This window comes from Streptomyces sp. NPDC029296 (assembly GCF_055569255.1).
Genome location: NZ_JBVHXT010000010.1, coordinates 157,200 through 181,720, shown reverse-complemented (window position 1 = coordinate 181,720; position 24,521 = coordinate 157,200). Strand labels below are relative to the sequence as shown.

At 73.9% G+C, this 24,521-nt stretch carries 25 protein-coding genes and 1 pseudogene; 13 read left to right on the top strand and 13 right to left on the bottom strand.

What is annotated here, in order from left to right; all coding sequences use genetic code 11:
* Positions 1-32: 32 nt before the first annotated feature.
* From ACZ4W9_RS11780 to ACZ4W9_RS11750, 7 genes are all read right to left on the bottom strand, one after another.
* On the bottom strand, positions 33-452 hold the full coding sequence (locus tag ACZ4W9_RS11780; protein ID WP_467934934.1) for a TOBE domain-containing protein: 420 nt from the start codon (positions 450-452) through the stop codon (positions 33-35).
* A 28-nt stretch (positions 453-480) separates the two neighbouring features.
* On the bottom strand, positions 481-1,647 hold the full coding sequence (locus ACZ4W9_RS11775; protein WP_467934933.1) for an ABC transporter ATP-binding protein: 1,167 nt from the start codon (positions 1,645-1,647) through the stop codon (positions 481-483).
* Entirely contained in the window at positions 1,644-2,504 is an 861-nt protein-coding gene (modB, locus tag ACZ4W9_RS11770; protein WP_467934931.1) for a molybdate ABC transporter permease subunit, read from the bottom strand. The genes ACZ4W9_RS11775 and modB overlap by 4 nt, the downstream gene beginning before the upstream one ends.
* A complete protein-coding gene (modA, locus tag ACZ4W9_RS11765; RefSeq protein WP_467934930.1) occupies positions 2,501-3,328 on the bottom strand; it encodes a molybdate ABC transporter substrate-binding protein in 828 nt (275 codons plus the stop codon). The genes modB and modA overlap by 4 nt, the downstream gene beginning before the upstream one ends.
* A 186-nt stretch (positions 3,329-3,514) precedes the next feature.
* A complete protein-coding gene (locus ACZ4W9_RS11760) occupies positions 3,515-3,910 on the bottom strand; it encodes a TOBE domain-containing protein (protein ID WP_467934929.1) in 396 nt (131 codons plus the stop codon).
* A gap of 420 nt (positions 3,911-4,330) precedes the next feature.
* Entirely contained in the window at positions 4,331-4,537 is a 207-nt protein-coding gene (locus ACZ4W9_RS11755) for a DUF5999 family protein (protein ID WP_467934955.1), read from the bottom strand.
* 308 nt (positions 4,538-4,845) lie between these two features.
* Positions 4,846-5,448 (bottom strand): hypothetical protein, encoded by a 603-nt coding sequence (locus tag ACZ4W9_RS11750; protein ID WP_467934928.1) that lies wholly within the window; start codon positions 5,446-5,448, stop codon positions 4,846-4,848.
* A 569-nt stretch (positions 5,449-6,017) separates the two neighbouring features.
* On the opposite strand from ACZ4W9_RS11750, the gene ACZ4W9_RS11745 reads away from it, so the two are divergent.
* Together ACZ4W9_RS11745 and ACZ4W9_RS11740 are read left to right on the top strand one after the other, a co-directional pair.
* On the top strand, positions 6,018-7,535 hold the full coding sequence (locus tag ACZ4W9_RS11745; RefSeq protein ID WP_467934926.1) for a glutamate-cysteine ligase family protein: 1,518 nt from the start codon (positions 6,018-6,020) through the stop codon (positions 7,533-7,535).
* A 119-nt stretch (positions 7,536-7,654) separates the two neighbouring features.
* Entirely contained in the window at positions 7,655-8,437 is a 783-nt protein-coding gene (locus tag ACZ4W9_RS11740; RefSeq protein WP_467934953.1) for a CPBP family intramembrane glutamic endopeptidase, read from the top strand.
* A 23-nt stretch (positions 8,438-8,460) separates the two neighbouring features.
* Here the strand turns inward: ACZ4W9_RS11740 and ACZ4W9_RS11735 are convergent, their stop codons facing one another.
* The 3 genes from ACZ4W9_RS11735 to ACZ4W9_RS11725 all read right to left on the bottom strand — a co-directional run bounded on the left by ACZ4W9_RS11735 (position 8,461) and on the right by ACZ4W9_RS11725 (position 11,130).
* Positions 8,461-9,273 (bottom strand): PhzF family phenazine biosynthesis protein, encoded by an 813-nt coding sequence (locus tag ACZ4W9_RS11735; protein ID WP_467934925.1) that lies wholly within the window; start codon positions 9,271-9,273, stop codon positions 8,461-8,463.
* Positions 9,274-9,457: 184 nt separating this feature from the next.
* Positions 9,458-10,195 (bottom strand): hypothetical protein, encoded by a 738-nt coding sequence (locus tag ACZ4W9_RS11730; RefSeq protein ID WP_467934924.1) that lies wholly within the window; start codon positions 10,193-10,195, stop codon positions 9,458-9,460.
* 254 nt (positions 10,196-10,449) lie between these two features.
* Positions 10,450-11,130, bottom strand: a complete 681-nt coding sequence (locus tag ACZ4W9_RS11725) for a class I SAM-dependent methyltransferase (RefSeq protein ID WP_467934922.1) — start codon at positions 11,128-11,130, stop codon at positions 10,450-10,452.
* A gap of 186 nt (positions 11,131-11,316) precedes the next feature.
* Between ACZ4W9_RS11725 and ACZ4W9_RS11720 the strand changes: the two genes are divergently transcribed.
* The 4 genes from ACZ4W9_RS11720 (at position 11,317) to ACZ4W9_RS11705 (ending at position 15,021) form a co-directional block, all read left to right on the top strand.
* Complete coding sequence (locus tag ACZ4W9_RS11720) at positions 11,317-11,943, top strand: PadR family transcriptional regulator (protein ID WP_467934921.1); 627 nt, start codon at positions 11,317-11,319, stop codon at positions 11,941-11,943.
* A 266-nt stretch (positions 11,944-12,209) separates the two neighbouring features.
* A complete protein-coding gene (locus ACZ4W9_RS11715) occupies positions 12,210-12,833 on the top strand; it encodes a Clp protease N-terminal domain-containing protein (RefSeq protein ID WP_467934920.1) in 624 nt (207 codons plus the stop codon).
* A 46-nt stretch (positions 12,834-12,879) separates the two neighbouring features.
* Positions 12,880-13,884, top strand: coding sequence for an EamA family transporter (locus ACZ4W9_RS11710; RefSeq protein WP_467934918.1), 1,005 nt, complete (start codon positions 12,880-12,882; stop codon positions 13,882-13,884).
* A gap of 189 nt (positions 13,885-14,073) precedes the next feature.
* Positions 14,074-15,021, top strand: coding sequence for a DMT family transporter (locus ACZ4W9_RS11705; protein WP_467934917.1), 948 nt, complete (start codon positions 14,074-14,076; stop codon positions 15,019-15,021).
* Between the two features lie 140 nt (positions 15,022-15,161).
* Here the strand turns inward: ACZ4W9_RS11705 and ACZ4W9_RS11700 are convergent, their stop codons facing one another.
* Positions 15,162-15,842 carry a pyridoxamine 5'-phosphate oxidase family protein gene (locus tag ACZ4W9_RS11700; RefSeq protein ID WP_467934916.1) on the bottom strand — a complete coding sequence of 227 codons (681 nt, stop codon included), beginning with the start codon at positions 15,840-15,842 and terminating at the stop codon, positions 15,162-15,164.
* 47 nt (positions 15,843-15,889) lie between these two features.
* On the opposite strand from ACZ4W9_RS11700, the gene ACZ4W9_RS11695 reads away from it, so the two are divergent.
* A complete protein-coding gene (locus tag ACZ4W9_RS11695; protein ID WP_467934914.1) occupies positions 15,890-17,221 on the top strand; it encodes an aminotransferase class I/II-fold pyridoxal phosphate-dependent enzyme in 1,332 nt (443 codons plus the stop codon).
* Positions 17,222-17,300: 79 nt separating this feature from the next.
* Here ACZ4W9_RS11695 and ACZ4W9_RS11690 read toward each other — a convergent pair whose 3' ends face one another.
* Positions 17,301-18,302 (bottom strand): DMT family transporter, encoded by a 1,002-nt coding sequence (locus ACZ4W9_RS11690; RefSeq protein ID WP_467934913.1) that lies wholly within the window; start codon positions 18,300-18,302, stop codon positions 17,301-17,303.
* Between the two features lie 38 nt (positions 18,303-18,340).
* Here ACZ4W9_RS11690 and ACZ4W9_RS11685 point away from each other — a divergent pair, with 38 nt between their 5' ends.
* Complete coding sequence (locus tag ACZ4W9_RS11685; protein WP_467934912.1) at positions 18,341-19,243, top strand: LysR family transcriptional regulator; 903 nt, start codon at positions 18,341-18,343, stop codon at positions 19,241-19,243.
* A gap of 3 nt (positions 19,244-19,246) precedes the next feature.
* Here the strand turns inward: ACZ4W9_RS11685 and ACZ4W9_RS11680 are convergent.
* Positions 19,247-19,381 (bottom strand): annotated as a pseudogene (locus ACZ4W9_RS11680) (pyridoxamine 5'-phosphate oxidase family protein); the annotation flags it as partial.
* A 432-nt stretch (positions 19,382-19,813) separates the two neighbouring features.
* Here ACZ4W9_RS11680 and ACZ4W9_RS11675 point away from each other — a divergent pair.
* The 5 genes from ACZ4W9_RS11675 (at position 19,814) to ACZ4W9_RS11655 (ending at position 24,492) form a co-directional block, all read left to right on the top strand.
* Positions 19,814-20,590 (top strand): HipA family kinase, encoded by a 777-nt coding sequence (locus ACZ4W9_RS11675; protein WP_467934910.1) that lies wholly within the window; start codon positions 19,814-19,816, stop codon positions 20,588-20,590.
* Complete coding sequence (locus ACZ4W9_RS11670) at positions 20,587-21,036, top strand: DUF3037 domain-containing protein (RefSeq protein ID WP_467934909.1); 450 nt, start codon at positions 20,587-20,589, stop codon at positions 21,034-21,036. The genes ACZ4W9_RS11675 and ACZ4W9_RS11670 overlap by 4 nt, the downstream gene beginning before the upstream one ends.
* Before the next feature lie 147 nt (positions 21,037-21,183).
* Positions 21,184-21,945 (top strand): 3-oxoacyl-ACP reductase FabG, encoded by a 762-nt coding sequence (gene fabG / locus ACZ4W9_RS11665; RefSeq protein ID WP_467934908.1) that lies wholly within the window; start codon positions 21,184-21,186, stop codon positions 21,943-21,945.
* A gap of 22 nt (positions 21,946-21,967) precedes the next feature.
* Positions 21,968-22,726, top strand: a complete 759-nt coding sequence (locus tag ACZ4W9_RS11660) for an SDR family oxidoreductase (protein ID WP_467934907.1) — start codon at positions 21,968-21,970, stop codon at positions 22,724-22,726.
* A 188-nt stretch (positions 22,727-22,914) separates the two neighbouring features.
* On the top strand, positions 22,915-24,492 hold the full coding sequence (locus tag ACZ4W9_RS11655) for an ABC transporter substrate-binding protein (RefSeq protein ID WP_467934905.1): 1,578 nt from the start codon (positions 22,915-22,917) through the stop codon (positions 24,490-24,492).
* The last annotated feature ends 29 nt before the right edge of the window (positions 24,493-24,521 follow it).

Below are 24,521 nucleotides of genomic sequence, written 5' to 3'. Positions count from 1 at the left end.
CCCGCCCGGGTTTCCGGGCGGGGCCGTTCGCGCTACGGGGTGGCCAGCGAGACCTCGGTGGCCTTGACCAGGGCGATCACGTCGGAGCCCACGAACAGGCCGAGGTCGGCGACCGCCTCGCGGGTGATCACGGCGGTGAGTTCGCCGGCGGCCGTGGTGATCTTCACGGAGGCCATGACCCGGCCCGGGCGGATCTCGGTGACGGTGCCGGGGACCCGGTTGCGGAGGGACAGCCCCTCGGCCGGGCGGGTGGCGAGGACGACCTCGGTCGCCTTCACCAGGGCGTGGACGGGGCTGCCGGGGGCGAGGCGGAGCTGTTCCGCGGCCTCCAGGGTGATGGCGGCCGTCAGAGAGGGGCCGCCGTCCAGCCGGACCCGCACGGTGGCCATGACCTCGCCTGCGTGGACCTCCGTGACGGTCCCGGGCAGCTGGTTGCGGATGCTCAGGGTCATGGGAACCCACCGTAGAGCGCGGATCCGCTCAGGCCGGGTACGCGTGGGTCTGGGTCGCCTTGACCGTCGCCCAGACCGGTGCACCGGGACGCAGGTCCAGCTCGGCGGCGGCGACCGTCGTCAGGTCCGCCGTGAGCGGCAGCTCGCCGGTGAGGTCGGCGCGGATCTGGTCGCCGTGCGTCTCCAGGCCGGCGACCTCGCAGCGCCACAGGTTGCGGGCGCTGGCGCCGGAGGGCCGTTCCCGGAACAGGGTCACGGCGGACGGCGGGAACGCCACGAAGGCCGGGCCGGACAGCTCCTCCGTCGTGGTGATCGCGGGGCCGGAGCCGAGGCGTACGGTGTGACCCGCGGCCTGTCCCCGGTAGAGGTTGAGGCCCACGAGCCGGGCGATGTAGTCGGTGCGCGGGTGGCGGGCGATGTGGGCGGGGCTGCCCTCCTGCACGACCCGGCCGTGCTCCACGACCACCAGACGGTCCGCGAGCACCATGGCGTCCAGCGGGTCGTGGGTGACCAGGACCGAGACGGCCTCGAACTCGGCCAGGTGGCGGCGGAGCCGGGCGCGGACCTCCAGGCGGGTACGGGCGTCCAGGGCCGCCAGCGGCTCGTCCAGGAGGAGCAGGCGGGGCCGGGTGGCGAGGGCGCGGGCGAGGGCCACGCGCTGGGCCTGGCCGCCGGACAGCCGGCGCGGCTTGGCACCCGCGTGCTCGGCCAGGCCCATGCGGTCCAGCCAGGCCGCCGCGAGGGCCCGGGCCTCGGCCTTGCCCGCGCCCTGGCAGCGGGGGCCGAAGGCGACGTTGTCCAGGGCGGACAGGTGGGGGAAGAGCAGGTAGTCCTGGAAGACGACGCCGACCGGGCGGGACTCGGGGGGCGTGTCCTCCAGGGGGGTGCCGTCCAGGCGCAGGTGGCCGTCCGTGAGGGGGGTGAGGCCGGCGAGGGCGCGCAGGGCGGTGGTCTTGCCGGCGCCGTTGGGCCCGAGGAGGGCGAGGACGTCCCCGGGCGCCGCCGTCAAGGTCACGTCCAGGCGGAACCCGGGGCGGTCGACCACGAGGCGGGCGTCCAGGCCGGTGGCCGGAGAGGGGTTCCCGGCCGCGCCGTCCGTGCGGCGCTCGTCGTCGGGTGCGGGCGGCCCCTGCGGGGGCGGAGCGCCGTAGGGGGAGGGGGCCGGCTTGCCGGAGCGGGGGGCGCTGTGGGTCATGGGGTGGTCATCCAGCGGTCTCTGAGGGCGGCCAGGACCGCGATGGAGACGGTGAGCAGGACCAGGCTGAGGGAGATCGCGGCCTCCGGGTCGTTCTGCAGGGCGAGGTAGACCGAGAGGGGCATGGTCTGGGTCCGGCCGGGGAAGTTGCCCGCGAACGTGATCGTCGCGCCGAACTCGCCGAGCGCCCGCGCCCACGCCAGCACCGCGCCGGCCGCGATGCCCGGCGCGATCAGCGGCAGCGTGACCCGGCGGAACGCGGTGAAGCGGGACGCGCCGAGCGTGCTCGCCGCCTCCTCGAAGCGCGGGTCGGCGGCGCGCAGCGTGCCCTCGACGCTGATCACCAGGAACGGCATCGCCACGAACGCCTCCGCGATCACGACCCCGGCGGTGGTGAACGGCAGGGTGATCCCGAACCACGCGTCCAGCCACTGCCCCACCACCCCGTTGCGGCCCAGGGCCAGCAGCAGCGCCACACCGCCGACGACCGGCGGCAGCACGAGCGGCAGGGTGACCAGGGCCCGTACGAGGCCCCGCCCGGGGAAGTCCGTACGGGCCAGCAGCCAGGCCAGCGGCACACCGAGGACGAGGCTCACGGCGGTCGCCGCGGTCGCGCTGATCAGCGACAGCTGGAGCGCCTGCCAGACCTCGGCGCTGCTCAGCTGCTCCGGCAGACCGCGCCAGGGCGCGCGGACCAGCAGCGCGAGCAGCGGCAGCAGCAGGAACGCCAGCGCCAGCAGGCCCGGCAGCAGCAGCGGCAACGGCACCGCGCGCCGGCCCCCCGCGCCGGTGCGGCGACGCCGCGGCCGGCCCGTGCGCAGGCCGGTCGCGGCGCCGGGCTCGTCGAGCGAGGTCACGGCTTGAGGAACCCGGCCTCGCCGAGCGCCTTCCGCCCCTCGGCGGACCGCACGAGGGCGAGGAACGCCTGGGCGGCCTCGGGGTTCCCCGCGTTCTTCAGGACGGCGATCGGGTAGTCGTTGACGGCGCCGGCGGACTCGGGGAACTCCACGCCCTCCACCTTGCCACCCGCGGCCTTGACATCGGTCTTGTAGACGACCGCGGCGTCCGCCTCCTTCAGCTCCACCTTGTTCAGGGCGCTCTTGACGTCCTGCTCGTAGGAGACCGGGGTGAGCTCGACCCCGGCGGTGTCCAGGGCCTTTTGGGCGGCGGAACCGCAGGGCACCGTCGTGTCGCACAGGACGACCTTCAGCCCGGGCCGGGTGAGGTCCTTCAGGGAGGACACGTTGTCGGGGTTGCCCGGCGGGGTGGCGATCTCCAGCTGGTTGCGCGCGAACGTGACCGGGGTGCCGGACGCCTCCCCCTCGTCCGTCACGGTCTTCATCGTCCGGGGGCTCGCGGCGGCGAAGACGTCGGCCGGGGCGCCGCTGGTGATGCTCGCGGCGAGGGTGTCGCTGCCGCTGAAGCTGAAGCCGACCTTCGTGCCGGGGTACCGGTGCTCGAACTCCTCGCCGAGGGCCGTGAAGCTCTCCTTGAGGGAGGCGGCGGCGAACACGGTGACCGTGCCGGACGGCTTCGGAGAGCCCGACGCGCCCGAGGAGCCGGACTCCTTCGTGTCCGACGAGCCGGACGAGGAGGAGCAGGAGCTGAGGGCCAGTACGGCGACGGCGCCCGCACCGGCAAGTCGCAGCGACCGCCGGGTCCGGCGCACGGAACGGGTCATCACGGATCTACTCCTCGGTTCTGGGACAACGGTCGCGCCCTGGCACGCCCGTTGCCCGGCCGTGCGGCGATGATACTGCCGCACTTGCCAGGCAGAAGTCTCCTGTCGCATCGCATGAGCCGGGAGCCTGAGGTTTGTAGCTTGCATGTGCGTTCGCCCGGCGCCTTCGTCGCCCGGCGCGCCCGGTCAGCCGCGGTCGATATGGACGTTCGTGGACTTCACGCGCGCGGTGGCCTCCACACCGACCTCCAGGCCCAGTTCCTCCACGGCCTCCCGGGTCAGCAGCGAGACGAGCCGGTGCGGGCCCGCCTGGATCTCCACCTGGGCGGCGACGTCGCCGAGCTTGATCGCGGTGACGATGCCGGGGAAGGCGTTGCGGACGGAGGTGCGGGAGGTTCCCTCCTCACCGCCGTCGCCCTTGGCGAGTTCGACGGAGAACGCGGCGAGGTCCCTGCCGTCGATGAGCCGTCGCCCGGACTCGTCGCGGTGGGTGGCCACGCGGCCGGCGTCGGCCCAGCGGCGGGCGGTGTCGGGGCTGACGCCGAGCAGCCGCGCGGCCTGGCCGATCGTGTAGGACTGCATGCCGGTCACGATAGGCCCGCGCGGCGGTGACCGGGGAGGTGGGGCTGGCCGTGGCGCCCCGTGCCACGGCCCCCTAGGCCCGGTCGTACGCCACGGCCGCGGTGCCGGTCGGGGACGGGCCGGTCGCCTGGGGGCGGGTGTCGTCGCGGTGCTCCATGAGAAAGACGGTAGACCGGCCGGCGGCCCGCGGTGTCCCTCGTCGACGGCGCCCTGACGGCTCGGGAGTCCTTCTTGACGGGACCGTATCGCGCACGCCCGCATCGCCCCGGACGGAGCCGGTTCGCGGCAGGCGGATGTCGTCGGGCGGGCCGGTGAGGGTCCCTCGGCTGTCACAGGGCCCGGGTCATGCGGCGCGGGCACGTGTCGGGGCCGGTGCGCACCCGGTGGGTGCGGCCGGCCCCTGGGATCGCTGTGGCGTGCTCAGGCGGCGGTCATCACCTGGTCCGCACCGAGCGGGCGGTGCGGGTCGATGATGCGGCCGTCGGGCAGCAGCTCGCCGGTGTCCTCGAAGAGCAGGACGCCGTTGCACAGCAGGCTCCACCCCTGTTCCGGGTGGTGCGCCACGAGGCGGGCGGACTCCCGGTCGGCGGATTCGGCTGGCGGGCACGGCGGCTGGTGCTGGCACATGGGCGGGATCTCTCGGTCTGTCGTGATCATGTCCGTCCCCCGTGATGAAAGAGTCGGTCTGCGTCCAGTGTTCTCTCCCGCGCGTCATTCCGCAGGGTTTTCCCACCACCGCTTCTCACAGGTTCATGACGCGTCACCCGCACGGGCGGTTCAGCCCAACCCCACGGTCACTTCGGGTGGTTCGCACTGGCCGGAAGGGACTAGTCCGGACGAGACGGTCACCGGCGACCGCCCTGCCCCGGGTCACGGGGCCCGGAAAGCGGTCGTACCCCGCTTCCCGGGCGGGAAGCGGGGTACGCGGGTGTCGGTCAGGCGGCGGGCGAGCCGAGCGCCGTCGGGCCGAGCAGTGGGAGAGGAGTCGCCCGATGGGTCAGCACCGGAAGCAACTCGGCGACGCGGAAGGGACGGTGCGCCGGAATGCCCGGCGGGGCCGGTGCCAGCGGGACGAGGAGATCGGTGGCGGCCGGGTGGCCCTCGGTGCCGTCGCCCGAGCAGTCGCCGTGCAGCCACAGGGTGAGCATGTACAGACCGGGTACGGACAACAGCCGTGCCTGGTAAGTCAGTTGGAGAGCCTCGGCCTGCTCGAGGGCGCGCTCGGTGGAGGTGACGTACGGGCCCTCGAAGAAGTGCGAGAAGGTCCAGCCGTCGGGGGTGAGCATGGTCTCGGCCGCGGCCACCGCACGGTCGCCGGACCGGATCAGGAACCGCCAGCCGGCCAGCCGGGTGGCGGACAGGCCCTGCTCGGAGATGCGGTCCCAGACATGGACCGGCAGCGGGAGTTCGGGGGTGGTGGGTCCCTGCGCGGCGCGCAGGGAAGGAGTGCGCGCCTCGCGGACCGCGGTGGGGGAACCGAGGGCGGCGAGGACGGAGCGCAGGGCGGGCGCGGGGGCAGGAGGGACGTGCAGCGGCATGTGGGTCGCCTCTCATTCGACAGGCGCGGCGGCGCGAGGAGGGGGTGGGGCGGACGGCGCTGTCTGCTCACGGAAGGCCGGAGAGGTGGGGCCCGGGTCGGGTGTGAACGAGGATTCGGCTCGGCCTGCCGCCCGTCGACCGGGACGGCAGGAACGCCTCGGAAACCAGGTCCGAGGGTGCCACCTCTGCCTTGCGCCGCAGTTTATACGACGTTTGTTCGGCCGATGTTTCGGCTATCCGCTTCCGGTTCCCGGGACAAGGCCGAATTAAGCCGTCGATTTGCCGAACTCCTCCCGATTCCTGGTCCGGACCGCCGCCGCTGACCTCCCATTACGCGTCGGTAGTGGACGGCCGGATGTCGTCGGCGTTTTTCACGAGGTGTTCGGGGCACCCGAGGGAGCAACCTGCGGCATGCCTCGTGAATGTGCCGCCGGGAACATACCGACAGAGTAATGGGCGGCGGGCCGGAGCGGGACGTTATCGATCGCTTCGGCTGGGCATCATCCCACCTGACCCGGGAGCCCAGCGGCCGGAGCGCCGGCCCGCCCATCCGAGGAGGGACACTTCGATGGGGGAGAAGGTCGTGGCGGGGCAGTTCGACCTGTCCGATCGCCAGCGCTACCGCGAAAAGCTCCAGAAGTGTCTGACGGGGCTGGAGCGGTTGCTGCGGGAGAAGCGATTCGATCGCCCGAAGAATCTCATGGGAGTCGAGATCGAATTGAATCTCGCCGGTAACGACGGCATGCCGAAAATGTTGAACGGGCAGGTGCTGGAACGTATCGCCAGTCGTGATTTCCAAACAGAACTCGCCATGTTCAACCTGGAAGTGAACATAGCGCCCCACCGGCTGGGCGGCCGGGTATTCGACCAGCTCGCCGAAGAGCTGCGCACCTCGCTCGCCTACGCCGACCGCAAGGCCGGCGAGGTGGACGCGGGCATCGTGATGATCGGCATCCTGCCCACCCTCGGCCGGGACGACCTGGTCTCGTCCAACCTCTCCGAGGCGGACCGCTACACCCTCCTCAACGACCAGATCGTCGCCGCGCGCGGCGAGGACTTCCGGCTCGACATCGACGGCGTGGAGCACCTCGTCTGCACGTCCAAGTCCATCGTGCCCGAGGCCGCGTGCACCTCCGTCCAGCTGCATCTCCAGGTCACCCCGGACCGGTTCGCGGACGTGTGGAACGCGGCCCAGGTGGCGAGCGCCGCGCAGATCGCCGTGGGCGCCAACTCGCCGTTCCTCTTCGGGCACGAGCTGTGGCGCGAGTCCCGGCCCCCGCTGTTCCTGCAGTCCACCGACACCCGCCCGCCCGAGCTCCAGGCACAGGGCGTACGGCCGCGCACCTGGTTCGGCGAGCGGTGGATCTCCTCCGCCTACGACCTGTTCGAGGAGAACCTGCGGTACTTCCCGGCACTGCTGCCGATCTGCGACGACGAGGAACCGCTGGAGGTCATCGAGGCCGGCGGGGTGCCCCGGCTCGCCGAACTGGTGCTGCACAACGGCACCGTCTACCGCTGGAACCGGCCGGTGTACGACGTATCGGACGGCCTTCCGCATCTGCGCGTGGAGAACCGGGTGCTGCCCGCCGGGCCGACCATCACCGACGTCATCGCCAACGCGGCCTTCTACTACGGTCTCGTCCGCGCGCTCGCCGAGGAACCCCGGCCGGTGTGGACGCGGCTGCCGTTCGCCGCGGCCGAGGCGAACTTCGACGCGGCGTGCCGGCATGGCATCGACGCGCGCTTCGTCTGGCCCCGGCGGGGACGCTACGGCGGCACGGGCGAGGTCGACGCGGTCACCCTGGTCCGCGACGAGCTGCTGCCGCTGGCCTCGGCCGGGCTGGACGCGTGGGGCGTGGAGGCCGCCGACCGGGATCTCTACCTGGGCGTCATCGAGGAGCGCTGCCGACGGCGGGTCAACGGGGCGTCCTGGCAGGCGGCCACGTTCCACCGGGCACTGGAACAGGGCCTGTCCCGGGAGGCGGCCCTGGCGGCGACGACGCGCCGGTACGCCGAGCTGATGCACGGGGGAGAGCCGGTGCACACCTGGCCGGTGGGCCTGCCGGAGCCGGTACCGCTGGGCTGAGGTCCGGCACGCGCGGGGCGGGGTGCGGGCTTCCCGTGCGCTTCTGCGATCCTTGCCAGGCGAAGGCGGGCCAGGGGCCCAGGAGCCGGCTGGAGGCGGGAGTGCGGGTGGAAGGTGACGTGGTGGCCGGTTCCCCGGCGGGGGCGCGCGTCCCGCGGCGGACGCTGCGGGACGAGACGCTGCTCGTGCTGGCGCTCTCCCTCGGGGCGAGCGGAGTGTCCGCGCTGATCAGTTTCATCGGCTCGGTCACCAGGCCCGGTGGCCTCAAGGACCAGGCGGCCACCCTCAACGCCTCCGCCGCCCCCGGCCGCCCCTGGCTGGACCTGGCCTGGCAGCTCTTCGGCATCGCCACCGCGCTGGTCCCCGTGGCCCTCGTCGCCCATCTGCTGCTGCGCGAGGGCACCAGCCTGCGCGTCCTCGGCTTCGACCGCACCCGCCCCTGGCCCGACCTGGGCCGGGGCGCCGGGGTCGCGGCGGTGATCGGCAGCACCGGCATCGCCTTCTACCTGGCCGCCCGCGGCCTCGGCTTCAACCTCACCGTCGTCCCCGAGGCCCTGCCGGACGTGTGGTGGAAGTACCCGGTGCTGGTCCTGTCCGCGGTGCAGAACGCGGTCCTCGAAGAGGTCGTCGTCGTCGGCTACCTGCTGCGCCGGCTGGGCCAGCTGGGCTGGTCCCCGGGCGCCGCCCTGCTGGCCGGCGCGGTGCTGCGCGGGTCGTACCACCTCTACCAGGGCATCGGCGGCTTCCTCGGCAACCTGGTCATGGGCGTGGTGTTCGTCTGGCTGTACCGCCGCTGGGGACGCGTCGGCCCGCTGGTCGTCGCGCACTCCCTGCTCGACATCGGGGCGTTCGTCGGCTACGCCCTCCTCGCGGGCAAGGTGGGCTGGCTGCCGACGGCCTGACCGGGCGGGCCGCCGCCTGTCGCTCAGGCGCGCAGTTCGCCCTCGATGACCGTCACCGCCCGGCCCGTGAGCAGCGTCCGCGCGCCGCGCAGGCCGGTACGGACCAGGCCCGTGCGGCGCGATGCCTGAAGACCGGTGAGGTCGTCGCGGCCCAGCCGGGGGGACCAGTACGGGGCGAGCGCGGTGTGCGCGCTGCCGGTCACCGGGTCCTCGTCGATGCCGACGTTCGGGAAGAAGCCGCGGGAGACGTAGTCGTAGCCGCGGGAGGGGTCCTCGGCGCGGGCCGTGGCGATGATGCCGCGCCAGGAGTAGGCGCCGAGCGCCCTGTGGTCCGGGGAGAGCCCGAGGACGGTCTTCTCGTCGGCCAGTTCCAGCAGCAGGTCGCCGGTGTTCGGGCCGGTGTCGAAGGAGGCGAGCGGCTGCGCGCCGAGCGCCTCGGCGACCCCGTCCGGCAGCTCGGCCGGGGTGAGCGGGGCGGTCGGGAAGTCCAGGGTGATCGAGCCGTCCGCGGCGGACGTGGCGATCAGCACGCCGCTGCGGGTCGCGAACCGCACCGGTCCCTCGTGGGCGCCGGTGGTGTGCAGGACGTGGGCCGTGGCGAGGGTGGCGTGCCCGCACAGGGCGACCTCGGTGACGGGCGTGAACCAGCGCAGCGCCCAGTCCGCCTCGCCGCCCTCGGGCAGCGGGTGGGCGAACGCCGTCTCCGCGTGGTTCACCTCCATGGCGACGTTCTGGAGCCAGTCGTCGTCCGGGAAGATGTCGTCCAGGAGCAGGACTCCGGCCGGGTTGCCGGTGAACGGGCGGTCGGTGAAGGCGTCCACGATTCGAATGCGCATGGCACCGACGCTAGCGGCCGCGGGGCCCGCCGGACCAAGGCCAATTCGCGGGTGCCGGACTGATTTCCCCACGGCCCCCCGCGTTGGCGCACGATGCGCCGGGTCCACACGTACACGCGCCCGTCGGCGGGGGACGCGGCACGGAGCCGAGGGCGTCCGCGTCGGCGCGGTGGCCCGGGGCCGGTCAGGTCTCCGGCAGTACGAGCCAGATCTCGGAGAGGGTGAGGTCGTGCCCACGGCTCACCGCGCCGCAGGGGCAGCCCAGCGTGGCCCGGCGCCAGTCGCAGGTCACGGTCCACGGGCCGTCCTTGCCCCCGCACGTGGGGCAGCCGAAGGTCTCGGCCGCCCATACCCCCGGCCCGGGTCTGGTGTAGTGGCGGAATCTCCCCGTGCGGCGGACCCGCCAGGGCGCGGCCGGCGGGGTGCGCGGTACGGTGCCGGGCGCGCTCGTCGCGGCGAGCGCGCCGAACAGCGCGGCCAGACCGGGGAGCAGGGCCTCACCCGCCGCGGTCGGCGGCGCGGTGCGTTCCGTCGCCCCGGGCGCGCCGCCGTACCTCGGTGCGGCGGCGGCCCGGGGCGGGTTCGGCGCTCCGTGCCAGGGCAGCAGGGCCCGGGCGACGGCGGCCAGGAGGGCGGCCGCGGGCGGGCTGACGGCACCGGCGTCGAGGTGATGGACGGTCGCCCGGAGGACGCGCTGCAGCCGTCTGTCCCGGTCCGTGGCGCGGATCCGCACCGCCGTCTCCGGCCGGACGGGGAGCGGGGCGGCGAGGCGGGCGAGCACGGCCCGCACCGCCTCCGCGTCCGCCGCCCCCAGACGCCATTCATCCGCGGCGAGAAGCCGTCGGGCTCTGTCCGACTCCCGGGTGAGCGTGCGTGTCCACAGGGGGCCCGCCACCGCCACCCGCCCGTTCGTCCGGCCCATCCGGTGATTCTCGCAGGTGCCGACGACCGGACCGCAGGTGCTCGACCGGCGACGACGTCGATGCGGACGGGGACCGGGTCCGGCCGGACGAGGCTGCCGAGGCGGAGACGTGGGTGGCCACGCCGGGGCTGTGGGCTTACCGGCCGAGCGCCTCCGCCCGGAACCGGCCGACCGACGAGGCGGCAAGGGCCGGCACGTTCACCTGAACCGGTCGCAGCGTCACGCCGGTATCCTGCCGACCCGTGCCGAGGGGCTCAGCGCAGGCGTCGCGCACGCAGCACCAGGTCGTCGGTATGGTGCGCGCCGGCGCCGCCGTCGGGTGCCACGCGTGGTCGCTGCTCGTTCACCTCCACCTTCCAGTCGTCGGTGAGCAGGTCGGCGACCATCGAGGGCCAGACGTAGTCGGCCGGGTCGAAGCCGCTGTCGTGCGTCCGCTGGGTGTCCATCCCCGCGTGGTGTACGAGCAGCAGCACGCCGCCGGGCGCCACGGCCGCGAGCAGCGCACGCTCGGCCGCGGCGCCGGGGGTGCGCAGCAGGGCCGGGTACTGCGCGGAGACCAGGTCGAAGGAGGCCGGCGGGAGCGCCGCTTCCGTCAGCGCGGCGTGTACCCAGCGAACGGCGACGCCCGCGTCCCGCGCGTGCCCGGCCGCCCGCTCCAGCGCCACGCCCGAGACCTCGAGCGCCGTCACGTCCCAGCCGCCGCGCGCCAGCCAGACGGCGTCCGCGCCCTCGCCGCATCCGACGTCGAGCACCCGCCCGGGCGTGAGCCCGGCGACCTCGGCCACGAGCGCGCCGTTGGGCCGGCCGCTCCACAGCTGTTGCCGGTCGGCGTACCGGTTGTCCCACTCCGCCCGCACCGCGGGGTCTCCGAGGTATCCGTCACCGGTCGAGGAAATGTCAGACGCGGGCGATCCCGCTGTGATGTCGTCGCTCACGGGCCCAACGTCACCCATCGTGGCCCGGTGACGCCACTCCTGTTGCCGCTCCGGCAAAACGGCGTCCGATCGCCCAGCGCACTCGCTCGAGCGTTGCCAGGCGATCCGTTCCGTTATATCGTTGAAGTATCGCGAACGATACGCGATGCATACGTGAGTGATCGGCGATGGAATGGAGTGATCGCGATGCGTACCCATGGATTCGAGCGTGGGCACCGGCACGAGGGGCCCGGTCGGCGGGGGACGGGTGGTTTCGACGGGCGGCGGGCGGCCTTCGGGCCGTTCGGTCCGGGCGGGCCGGGGTTCGGCCCCGGGGGGCCCGGGTTCGGGCCCGGCCCCTGGGGGCCGCGAGGGCGGGGCGGTCCGCGGGGACGGGCGCGGCGCGGTGATGTGCGTGCCTCGATCCTCGCCCTGCTCAAGGACCGCCCCATGCACGGCTACGAGATGATCCAGGAGATCGCCGAACGCAGCGGCGGCGCCTGGAAGCCCAGCCCCGGCTCGGTCTACCCCACCCTCCAACTGCTGGAGGACGAGGGCCTGATCGCCGGCGAGAGCGAGGGCGGCAAGAAGCTGTTCGCGCTCACCGGGAGCGGACGCGCCGCCGCCGAGGAGGGTCCGGACGCCCCCTGGGAGGAGGTCTCACGCGGGGTCGACTGGGAGGCCCTGGGCGAGATCCGCCAGGCCGGCTTCGGGCTGATGGAGGCCTTCGGGCAGGTCTGGAAGACCGGCAGCAAGGAACAGCGCGAGAAGGCGCTCGCCGTCGTCAACGACGCTCGGAAGAAGCTGTATCTGATCCTCGCCGACGAGCACTGAGGCCGAGGAGGGGGCGCGGCGGCCCGCCCCGCGACCCCGCCCCCACGCTTCGTTCGGCGGCCGGCCGGTGAGCCGGGTGCGCACCTTCCCTCGCGCGACGGGAACGGTCCGCATACGGCAAGGCGGCGCGCGTGCTCTTGCGTCACATCGGCCGAATCTCCTCCGCAGGGATGAAATCCGGGTCGTCGATGTCCACTCCGCGTGGGACGCGAAGATGGTTCCCCTCGGCGATGTCCCGCCCCGTTGCGGCTGATGAGGTAGGGGATGTGCAACCCCGTACAGCCCATCGGACCGCCGTCGACCCGGCGGCCCGGCACCACGACGGCGCTGCCGGGCTCGGTGCCGAGCTGGCGGCGGTGGTCGCCGGTGCCCGCCGCAGGGCCGTCCGGGACCGGGACCGGCAGACCGACACCGCCCATCTGCTCCACGCCCTGCTGGAACACGACCCCGAGGTCCGCGCCGCCGTGGGCGAACCGCGGCGCCTGGCCCGGCTCCTCGGGTACCTCGTGCAGCGCAGCATCGGCTACGGCCTGCGCTGGCAGGCCGGCGTGGAGGACTCCGGCGCGATCCCCCTCGCCACCGCCCCGGCCGGCCGCCCCGAGCGGCCGGCCGAAGACGCCGCAGGCAGGGACGCCGACCGCTGGTCGCCCGCCGCTGCCGCCGCGCTCGCCGACGCCCGCACCCGCACCCGGCGCCGGGGCGCGCCCCGCGTCAGCGGCACCGACCTGCTCGCCGCGCTCGCCGCCGACCCCCGGTCCCGGGCCGTGGAGGTCCTCGGCCGCGCCGGCATCGCGGCCCCCGAACTCGTCGCGCGGATCGAGTCCGCCGCCGAGGCGCACGCCGACGAGGACCGGCCGGAGTGCCGGCGAGGGGAACCGTCCATCAGCTGAGACAGGTGTCAACAGGGATGACGCTCCTGTCGGCTCCTGTCATCATGTGCCGGTGCATACGTCTGTGACCAGTCAGGACACTCCCGGCAAGGGCGCCGGGCTCGGCCTCGCACTCGCCTCCGCGCTGGCCTTCGGCGGGTCCGGCGTGGCCGCGAAGCCGCTGATCGAGGCGGGCCTCGACCCGCTGCACGTGGTGTGGCTGCGGGTGGCGGGCGCCGCCCTGGTGATGCTGCCGCTCGCCGTACGGCACCGCGCCCTGCCGCGCCGCCGGCCCGCGCTGCTCGCCGGGTTCGGCCTGCTCGCCGTCGCCGGGGTCCAGGCCTGCTACTTCGCCGCGCTCTCCCGGATCCCGGTCGGCGTCGCCCTGCTCATCGAATACCTGGCCCCCGCCCTGGTGCTGGGCTGGGTGCGGTTCGTGCAGCGGCGGCCCGTCACCCGGGCCGCCGCGCTCGGCGTGGTCCTCGCGGCCGGCGGCCTCGCCTGCGTGGTGGAGGTGTGGTCCGGGCTCGGCTTCGACGCGCTGGGCCTGCTGCTCGCCCTCGGCGCGGCCTGCTGCCAGGTCGGCTACTTCGTCCTCGCCGACCAGGGCGGCGACGAGGGCGAGACCGCGCCGGACCCGCTCGGCGTCATCGCCTACGGCCTGCTCGTCGGCGCCGCCGTACTGACCGTGGTGGCCCGCCCCTGGCGCATGGACTGGTCGGTGCTGGGCGGCTCCGCCGACCTCGACGGCACCGCCGTACCGGCCGTCGCCCTGCTCGCCTGGATCGTGCTCGTCGCCACCGTGATCGCCTACGTCACCGGAGTGCTCTCCGTGCGCCGGCTGTCGCCGCAGGTCGCCGGGGTCGTCGCCTGCCTGGAGGCGGTCATCGCGACCGTACTGGCCTGGGTACTGCTCGGCGAGCACCTCTCCGCGCCGCAGGTCGCCGGCGGTGCGATCGTCCTGGTCGGCGCGTTCATCGCCCAGTCCGCCGCGCCCGGCGGGGGCACCGCGCGGCCGGCCGCCGCCGACGGCGCGGAAAGGGAGTTGTCCGCCCGGGGCACCGCCGCCTAGAGTCCGGAACATGCCGCAGACACTCGTCCTTCCGCCCCCGGCCGCCTGAGGCGGGCCTCCGGGACACTCGCCCGGCGCATCCGCGCCGGGCTGGACGGTGCTGCCCGCAGATGAAGTCAGCGCGCCCCGCCGAGACGGGACGCCTTCGACCTTCCGCGCCTCCACGCGCGCTTCTGCGGAGAGATTCTGTTGTCGAACACTGCCTTCGGCCTGCCCGTCGGGCGTGGCCTGCTCTACCTGATCATCACCGGTGCCGCCTGGGGCACCGCGGGCGCCGCCGGCTCGCTCGTCTACCGGACCAGCGACCTGGGCGCCTTCGCCCTCTCCTTCTGGCGCTGTGCGCTCGGGCTCGCCCTCCTGCTGGCCGGCCGCCTGCTGCGCCCGCGCGCCCGCCGCACGGCCCCGGCCCGGCCGTCGCGCCACGTGATCACGAGGGTCCTGGCCACCGGGGTCGCCCTCGCCGTGTTCCAGACCGCCTACTTCGCGGCGGTGGCCTCGACCGGGCTGGCCGTCGCCACCGTCGTGACGCTCGGCGCGGGCCCCGTGCTGATAGCGCTCGGCGCCCGGCTGCTGCTCGGCGAGCGGCTCGGCACGGGCGGCGCCCTGGCCGTCGCCGGCGCGCTCGCCGGGCTGGCCGTGCTCACCTTCGGCGGCTCGGCCGCGACCGTCCGTCCGGCCGGGGTGCTGCTCGCCGTGGTCTCGGCGGCGGGCTACGGCGCCATGACCCTGCTCACCCGCTGGTGGGGGAGGGACGGCGGCAGGGGCACCGCCGGCACCACGGTCGGCGCCTTCGCCGTGACCAGCCTGTGCCTGCTGCCGTTCGCCGCACAGGAGGGGCTGCTCCCGCACACCGCCCATCCCGCCCGGCTGCTGTGCCTGCTGCTCTACATCGCCGCCGTGCCCACGGCGCTGGCGTACGCGCTCTACTTCGCGGGTGCCGCGGTCGTCCGGTCCGCCACCGTCTCCGTGATCATGCTGCTGGAGCCGGTGACCGCGGCCGTGCTCGCCGTCCTGCTGCTCGGCGAGCGGCTCACGGCGGCCACGGTGGCCGGCACGTTGCTCATGCTCGGCGCCGTGGGGGGCCTGGCCGTGAGCGAGGCCAGGGAAGCCGCCCGCCCGGAGCCGGCCTCGGCGTGAGGGACCGCCGGGTCGGCGACGGCGTACGATCCGGCCGCCGTCGCCGCACCCGCTCCTGCGGCACGGCAGACCGTCGGTGCCGAGCCGTCGGTCCCGGCAGGCCCCGCCGCTGCCGTACCCCGGCCCCCGGTGCGTGGCCGTTACCGCGCCGCCAGATAGTCCGGCAGGCCGATGCCGGGGGCCAGGTCGCCGTTGGGGACGGGGGCCTCGTAGCCCTTGCGGAGCGGGAGGACGCCGGCCCAGTGCGGCAGGGACAGGTCCTCGGGCTCGTCGTTGGCGCCGCCGGTGCGGACCTTGGCCGAGACCTCCTCCAGGTCCAGGCGGATCACCGCGGTGGCGGCCAGCTCCTTCTTGTTCGCGGGCCGGGAGTCGGCGGCCCGTCCCGGTACGACGTGGTCGACCAGCGCGTCCAGGGCCAGCCGCCGTTCCTCGGGGTCGGTGACCTCGTGCGCTGTGCCGTGCACCACGACCGAGCGGTAGTTGACGGAGTGGTGGAAGGCGGAGCGGGCCAGCACCAGCCCGTCGACGTGCGTGACCGTCAGGCACACCGGCAGGCCCGGGTCGGCCTGGCCGGTCATCCGCAGCGGCCGGGAGCCGGTCGAGCCGTGGACGTAGAGCCGCTCGCCGACCCGGCCGTACAGCGTCGGCAGCACCACCGGGGCGCCGTCCCGGACGAAGCCGAGGTGGCACACGTACCCCTCGTCCAGGATCGCGTGCACCAGTTCCTTGTCGTACGACGCGCGCTCCGCGGAGCGCGTCGGCACGGTCCGGCCGGTCGGCGCGTAGGCGGCGGTGTGTGTTTCCCCGGTGGTGCCCTGCATGGTCCCCTCCATGGCGATCTCTATTGCACTAGTGCATAATGAGCTTTGTGCTAGGAGACTATCGGATCGAAGGGCGCGGCGCAGCCGAGATCGCGGCCAGCGTCGAACAGGCGGTCGGGTCGGGCGGGCTGGAGCCGGGGCAACTCCTGCCGCCCATACGGGAGTTGGCGGCACGCCTGGAGGTGAATCCCAACACGGTCGCCGCCGCGTACCGCATCCTGCGCGAACGCGGGGTGATCGAGACGGCCAGCCGCCGGGGCAGCCGGGTCCGCCCCAAGCCGGCCACCACCGGACGGGAGGAACTGCGCGTCGAGGCGCCCCCCGGCGGCCGGGACCTGTCCACGGGCAATCCCGACCCCTCCCTGCTGCCCCGCCTGGCCCCGGCCCTCGCCGCGGCGGCCGAGCGGGGCGACCGGCGGCCCGTCCGCTACGGCGACGACCCCGTGGACCCGGACCTCGCCCGCCTCGCCCGCGCCGAACTCGACGCCGACGGCGTCCCCCCGGGCCCGCTGACCGTGACCTCCGGCTCCCTCGACGCCATCGAACGCGTCCTCACCGCGCACCTCAGGCCCGGCGACACGGTCGCCGTCGAGGACCCCGGCTGGGGCAGCCTCCTCGACCTCGTCCCCGCACTCGGCCTGCACACGGCCCCGGTCGGCGTGGACGACGACGGGCCGCGCCCGCAGGACCTGCGCCGGGCCCTGGAGTCCGGAGCCCGCGCGCTGATCGTCACCGACCGGGCGCAGAACCCGACCGGCGCCTCGGTGACCGCCCCGCGGGCGCGTGCCCTGCGCGCGGTGCTGGGCGAGCACCCGGGCACCCTGCTCATCGAGGACGACCACGGCCACGGCATCGTCGATCTGCCGCTGCACCCCCTCGCGGGCGTCACCCGCCACTGGGCCTTCGTCCGCTCCGCCGCCAAGGCCTACGGCCCCGACCTGCGCCTCGCCGTCCTCGCCGGGGACGCCGTCACCGTCGACCGGCTCCGGGGCCGCCAGCGCCTGGGCCCCGGCTGGGTGAGTCTGCTGCTGCAACGGGCCGTGGCCCACCTGTGGGCGCACGGCGCGGTCGACCGGGCGGCGGTGGCCCGGTCCTACGGCACCCGGCGGGACGCCCTGGTCGGCGCGCTGGCGGACCGCGGCGTCACCGCCCACGGCCGCAGCGGCATGAACGTCTGGGTGCCGGTCCCCGACGAGACGGGCGCCATCGCCCGCCTGCTCCAGCGCGGCTGGGCGGTGGCCCCGGGCGCTCGCTTCCGCCTGGCCTCCCCGCAGGGCGTTCGCATCACGGTCTCACCGCTCGCCGAGGAGGACGTCACCGCGCTGGCCGACGCGGTGGCGGCGGCGGTACGCCCGTCCCCGGCCCGCGTCTACGGCTGACGGCGACGGAGACAAGGGGTGCGGGGAACCGCGTGGCCGGCCACGGCGGGCCCGCGCACGCACCCGCGCCCCGCTCCCCTCACGCGCTCTTCCTCCGCACCTGGGTCAGTGCCGCGCCCGCCAGGACGACGACCGCCCCCACCGGCGTCGTCCATCGCAGCGACTCCCCGAGGATCGCCACCCCGGCCGCCGTGGCGATGACGGGGATGAAGTACGTGACCATCTGCGCGGTGGTGGGTCCGACCTCGTCGACCAGGCCGTACTGGATCAGTACCGCCAGCCCCGTGCCCAGCGCCCCCAGCGCCGCGACGGCCAGCAGCGGGACCAGCGCGACGTGCTCGGGCGCGCTGGTGAACAGGGGCGTCACCACCGCGAGCTGGACCGTGGCCAGCAGCAACTGCCCGCCGGTCATGGACAGGTGGGAGTTGCCCGTACCGGCCAGCGTCCGCCGGACGTAGATCCACCCCACCGGATAGCTCAGCGACGCCAGCAGCGCCAGCGCCGTGCCCCGGGCGTCCAGCCCGTGGAAGCCCTGCCAGGCGCCGAGCACGGTCAGCACGCCCAGGAACCCCAGCCCCAGCCCGGCCACGCGCACCCGGCTCGGCCGGTCCTCGGACAGCGCGACCAGGGACAGGGCCATGCCCCACAGGGGGGACGTGGCGTTGCAGATGCCGGCCAGGGTGGAGGGGATCGTCAGCTCGGAGTAGGCGAACAGGGAGAACGGCAGCGCGTTCAGCAGGAACGCGGCGACCGCCATGTGCCCCCACAGCCGGGCCCCGCGCGGCAGCCGCTCCCGCTTCACGGCCATCGCCGCCACCAGCACCGCCGTGCCGAACACCAGCCGGCCCAGGGTGACCTGGAACGGCGCGTACCCGTCGGTCCCCACCTTGATCAGCAGGAAGCTGAAACCCCAGATCAGGGACAGCAGGCCGAAGCGCAGCCGCCAGTCCAGGCGGGCGCGGGCACCACCGGGCGCGGGGGAGGCGGACCGGGTGCGGGACCGGGTGCGGGATCGGGTACGGGAGGATGCGCTGACCGTGCTCATGACCTCAACGATGCGGGAGGCGACCTCGTAGCACAATCGAGATTTCTCACCTGGTATCTCTTAGAATCGCTTATATGTTGAACCTTGAGCGCCTGCGGACCCTGGACGCACTGGCCCGGCACGGCTCGGTCAGTGCCGCCGCCGACGCGCTGCACGTCACGACGTCCGCGGTTTCCCAGCAGCTGGGCAAGCTGGAGCGGGAGATCGGCCAGCGGCTCCTCGCCAGGAACGGCCGGGGCGTGCGGCTCACGGACGCGGGCCGGCTGCTGTCGGAGCACGCGGCGCGCATCCTGTCCCAGGTCGAGCTGGCCGAGTCCGACCTGGAGGCGCACCGCGGCCAGGTCGTCGGCGAGCTGAGGCTGTCCGCGTTCCCGACCGCCGCGCGCGGCCTGTTCCCGGCCGCGCTGGGCGCGCTGCGCACCGAGCACCCGGGGCTGCGGGTGCGTTCCAGCGAGCTGGAACCGGAACAGGGCATCGCCGGGGTGGTCCGCGGCGATCTCGACCTCGCGGTGGTCCTGGACTGGTACAACAAGCCGATGCCCGTCCCCGACGGCCTGGTCAAGGCGCCCCTGCTGGACGACCCCGCCGACGTCGCCATGCCCGTCGGGCACCGGCTCGCGGACCGGGACGAGGTGGATCTGACCGAGTTCGCCGAGGACGAGTGGATCACCTGGGGCGAGGGCGAGTTCTGCCACGAGTGGCTGATGTTCACCCTGCGGTCCAAGGGCGTCGAGCCGATCGTCGGTCACCGCGCCGGCGAGACCCACACGCAACTCGGCCTGGTGGCCGCCGGGCTGGGGGTGTGCATAGCACCGCTGCTGGGCCGGCACCCGGTGCCCGAGGGCGTGGTCCTGGTGCCGCTCCAGCAGCGCGTGCGCCGCCACGTGTACGTGATCTGGCGGGCGGACGCCGACCGCCGGCCTTCGATCCGCGCCGCGGTGGAGGCCCTGCGGGCGGCGGCGCGGCGGCTCGGCTGAGCCCTACGCCCCGCCCGGCTTCCGGAAGTCCCAGGACACGATCTTCTCCGGGGTCAGCCGGGCCCACGCGTGCCGGCCGTCGTGGGGCATCTCGTCCAGGCCGAAGTTCTTGCGCGCGAACAGCGTCTCGGCCGTGTCCCTTCGTGGAGAACGCCTGGTAGGTGCCCGCCGTCGGCTGGGTGACCACGACGCCCTGGTCCTCGAAGATCCTGCCGCCGCCCTCGGGGATGTCGGCGGTCCTGGCGAGCGCGGTGCCACCGCCGTCCGGCGCGGCCCCGGTGGCGGCGGAGCCGGCGTCGGACGAGCCGTCGTCCGAACCGCGGGCGGACAGCGCGGCGGCGAGCCCGGCCGCTCCGGCCGCCGCCACGACGGCACGACGGACCGGATTGGCGGTGGGGTGGGGCGAGGCGCTGGACACAGGGCGTATCCCTTCGACGGAGCGTTGCGTGGTCCGCCCCGGGGTACGGCCGGACGGCCGCGACCGTTCAGCCCGGGCGTGCCGGCGCGGGCGGGCGCCTGCCCGGCCCCGGCCGTCGAAGCCGAGGTCAACCGCTCGGATAGCCTGGCGAAATGCTGCGAACTGTCACCGCGACCCGTTACATCACGCCGCTGCGTGAGGGCGGATCGCTGCCGGGGCTGGTGGAGGCCGACGACCTCCGCACCTACGTCATCAAGTTCACCGGCGCGGGACAGGGGCGCAAGACCCTGGTCGCCGAGGTGGTGTGCGGGGAACTGGCCCGGCGGCTCGGGTTCCGCATGCCCCCGCTGGTCACCCTCGAACTGGACCCGGTCCTCGGGCTCGGCGAGCCCGAGCAGCAGGTGCAGGACCTGCTGCGGGCCAGCGGCGGCACCAACCTCGGCATGGACTTCCTGTCCGGCGCCCTCGGCTACGACCCGCTCGCCTTCCCGGTGAGCCCCGAGGAGGCCGGCCGGATCGTCTGGTTCGACGCGCTGATCAACAACGTCGACCGTTCCTGGCGCAATCCCAACCTCCTGGTGCACCGGGGCGGGCTGTGGCTCATCGACCACGGGGCCACGATGATCTGGCACCACAACTGGCCCGGCGCGAGGGCCTCGGCGGACCGCCCCTACGACGCCTCGGACCACGCCCTCGCCCGTTTCGCCCCGGACGTGCGCGCCGCCGCGGCCGACCTCGCCCCCCAGGTGACCGAGGACCTGCTCGCCGAGGTCACCGCCGAGATCCCGGACGTCTGGCTCGACGGCGAGCCGGGCTTCGACACCCCGGACGACCTGCGCCGGGCCTACGCACGGCCGCTGCTCGCGCGCGCGGCCGTCATCGCCGAGCGGATCACCGGCCTCGGCACCGGATCGGAGGAGGGCAAGTGAGCGAGCGTCACATCCACATGGCCGGCCATGTCACCGAACGGCACATCACCCGCGCGGGGCAGGGCGGCGACCGGGACGTGTTCGAGTACGCGCTGCTGCGGGTCGTGCCCCGGCTGGAGCGCGGGGAGTGCGTCAACGCGGGCGTGGTCGTCTACTGCCGCGCCCAGGGCTACCTCGGCGCCCGCACCCACCTGGACGAGACCCGGCTGCGCGCCCTGGACCCGGCCGCCGACGTGGCCGGGGTGCGCGCCGCGCTCGCCGCGATCGAGCGGCACTGCGCGGGCGGCGAGCAGGCCGGACAGGCGGCCGGCGACGACGCGGGGCGCCGCTACCGCTGGCTCGTCGCGCCCCGCTCCACCGTCGTCCAGCCCGGCCCCGTGCACACCGGCCTGACCGCCGATCCGGCCGCCGAGACGGAGCGCCTGCTCAACCTCCTGGTGAGGTAATGGATCACACCGGCCGATGTTGCCGTTGACACCGCGTGCCAGGGCTTCTAGCGTCACGGGTGGAGAAGGTACTAAGCGGTCGCTCACCGCACGAGCGGACCCTCTCCGAGGGTCCGGCAGGTTCTCTCAAGGGCGAGGAGAAACAGCATGTCCACCAACGAACAGCGGGTCGCGGCAGTCACCGGCGCGGCGCGCGGCATCGGCGCCGCCACCGCCGTACGGCTGGCCGCGGAGGGCCGCGCGGTCGCCGTGATCGACCTCGACGAGGCCGCCTGCAAGGACACCGTCGAGAAGATCACCGCCGCCGGTGGCAAGGCCGTCGCGGTCGGCGCGGACGTCTCCGACGAGGCGCAGGTCACGGCCGCCGTCGCCCGCGTCGCAGCCGAGCTGGGCGCCCCGACGATCCTGGTCAACAACGCGGGCGTGCTGCGCGACAACCTGCTGTTCAAGATGAGCGTGTCCGACTGGGACACGGTCATGAACGTGCACCTGCGCGGCTCTTTCCTGATGACCAAGGCCGTGCAGCAGCACATGGTCGAGGCCGGCTGGGGCCGGATCGTCAACCTCTCCTCCTCCTCGGCGCTCGGCAACCGCGGCCAGGTCAACTACTCCGCCGCCAAGGCCGGTCTCCAGGGCTTCACCAAGACCCTCGCCATCGAGCTGGGCAAGTTCGGCATCACCGCCAACGCCGTCGCCCCGGGCTTCATCGCCACCGAGATGACCAAGGCCACCGCCGAGCGCGTCAAGATGGACTTCGAGGACTTCAAGAAGGCCGCCGCCACCCAGATCCCGGTGCAGCGCGTGGGCGAGCCCGAGGACATCGCCAACGCCATCGCCTTCTTCACCGGCGAGGCGGCCGGCTTCGTCTCCGGCCAGGTGCTGTACGTCGCCGGCGGACCGCTCAACTAAGGGATTCAGAGGTAGCACGGACATGACTGAACTCCCGGAGCTCTCCGGCAGGGTCGCGATCGTCACCGGTGCCAGCCGCGGCATCGGCTACGGCGTCGCCGAGGCGCTGATCGCCCGCGGTGACCGCGTCTGCGTCACCGGCCGCGGTGAGGACGCCCTGAAGGAGGCCGTCGAGCGGCTCGGCACCGAGCGGGCCATCGGCGTCGCCGGCAAGGCGCACGACCTCGGCCACCAGAGCGAGGTCGTCGAGCGCACCATGGATGCCTTCGGCCGGGTCGACTTCCTCGTCAACAACGCGGGCACCAACCCCGTGTTCGGCCCGATCGCGGACGTCGACCTCGACGTCGCCCGCAAGGTCTTCGAGACCAACGTGATCTCCGCCCTCGGCTTCGCCCAGAAGACCTGGCACGCCTGGCAGAAGGACAACGGCGGCGCGATCGTGAACATCGCCTCGATCGCGGGCCTGACGGCCTCGCCGTTCATCGGCGCGTACGGCGTGAGCAAGGCCGCGATGATCAACCTGACCCAGCAGCTCGCGCACGAGTTCGCGCCGCGGGTGCGGGTCAACGCGATCGCCCCGGCCGTGGTCAAGACCAAGTTCGCGCAGGCCCTGTACGAGGGCCGCGAGGAGGAGGCCGCGGCCCCCTACCCGCTGGGCCGGCTCGGGGTGCCCTCCGACATCGGCGGCGCCGCCGCGTTCCTCACCTCCGAGCAGTCCGACTGGATCACCGGTCAGACGCTCGTCGTGGACGGCGGCATCTTCCTCAACGCCGGCGTCTGACGCCTCTTCCGGGCGTCCGGTCCCCGGACGGGCCGGCGCCCGGAAACCTCCCTGGCGTCCGCTCGGCGGACTGACAACGTCGTCACCTCCGGATCGATCAAGTGCCCCTGTTTCAGGGGAGGTTCAGGGGACCGGGCGCTGCGGTAAGGTCTGCCGACCCTTGGTACGGCGGATCGAGGAGCGTGCGCGTGTTCAACCGGAACCGATGCCTGCGCAAGGTCGCGGCAGTCGTGTCCCTGTCGCTGGTCGCCGGCTGCGGCCTGCTGTCCGACGGCGACCCCGACGACCAGGGGCCGATCGTCGTGGGCACCACCAGCGCCCCGAGCACGCTGGACCCCGCCGGCGCCTGGGACGGCTCCTGGGAGCTGTACCGCAACATCTTCCAGACCCTTCTCGCCTACCCGAACGGCGCCACCACCCCCCAGCCCGACGCCGCCCGGGCCTGCGCCTTCACCGACTCCACCAGCCGCACCTACCACTGCGAGCTGCGCCCCGGCCTGAAGTTCGCCGACGGCGACCCGCTGACCGCCGAGGCCGTCCGGCACTCCATCGACCGCATCCGCGCCATCGCCGCCCCCGGCGGCCCCGCCGGGCTGCTCGGCAGCCTGGACCGGGTGGAGACCCGCGGCGACCGGGACATCGTCTTCCACCTCGACAAGCCCGACGCCACCTTCCCCTTCGTACTGGCCACCCCCGCCATGTCCATCGTCGACCCGGACGACTACCCGGCCCACTCCCTGCGCGAGGGCACCGACGTGCACGGCTCCGGACCGTACCGGCTCCGCTCCTACGAGCAGGGCGAGCAGGCCGTCCTGGTCCGCAACGACCACTACCAGGGCTTCGCCAAGCGGCGGAACGACGCGGTGACCATCCGCTACTTCAAGGACTCCGCCGGCATGGTCGAGGCGCTGCGCGACCGGAACATCGACGTCACCTACCGCGGCCTCGCCGCCGACGACATCGTCGCCCTCCAGCAACACGACGACGAGCACCTGCAGCTCGTCGACGGCGCCGGCACCGACATCAGCTACCTGGTGTTCAACCCCGAGGACCCCTGGGCCGGACGGACCGCCGTGCGCAGGGCCGTCGCCCAGCTCGTGGACCGGGGCGCGATCACGCACAAGGTGTACAAGGACACCGTCGACCCGCTGTACTCGATGGTCCCCAAGGGCCTGACCGGCCACGCCACCGGCTTCTTCGACAACTACGGCGACCCCAGCGTGCCCAAGGCCCGCAAGATCCTCTCCGACGCCGGCATCACCCGGCGCGTCCCGCTCACCCTCTGGTACGCCACCGACCGCTACGGCTCCGAGACGGCCCTGATGTTCCGGGAGCTCAAGCGGCAGCTGGACGGCTCCGGCCTGTTCACCGTCACCCTCGAAAGCCGCCCCTGGAACAGCTACGTGACCGGCTTCCAGAACCACGAGTACCCGGTGTTCGGGCGCGGCTGGTTCCCGGACTTCCCCGACGCGGACAACTTCATCGCCCCGTTCGTCGGCGAGCACAACGCGCTCGGCACGCCCTACCCGGCCAAGGAGATCACCGGCCGGCTGCTGCCCCACGCGCGCGCGGAGAGCGACCGTGCCGAAACCGTCAAGGACATGGAGGCCGCGCAGCAGATCATGGTGGACGACGCCCGGCTGCTCCCGCTGTGGCAGGGGCGGCAGTTCGTGGCGGCCAGCGTCGACATCTCCGGCGGCGAGCAGGCCCTGGACCCGTCGACGATCATGACGATGTGGGCACTGCACCGCAAGACCAGCTGGTGAGACCCCTCGCGGCACCGGTTGTCAGTGGC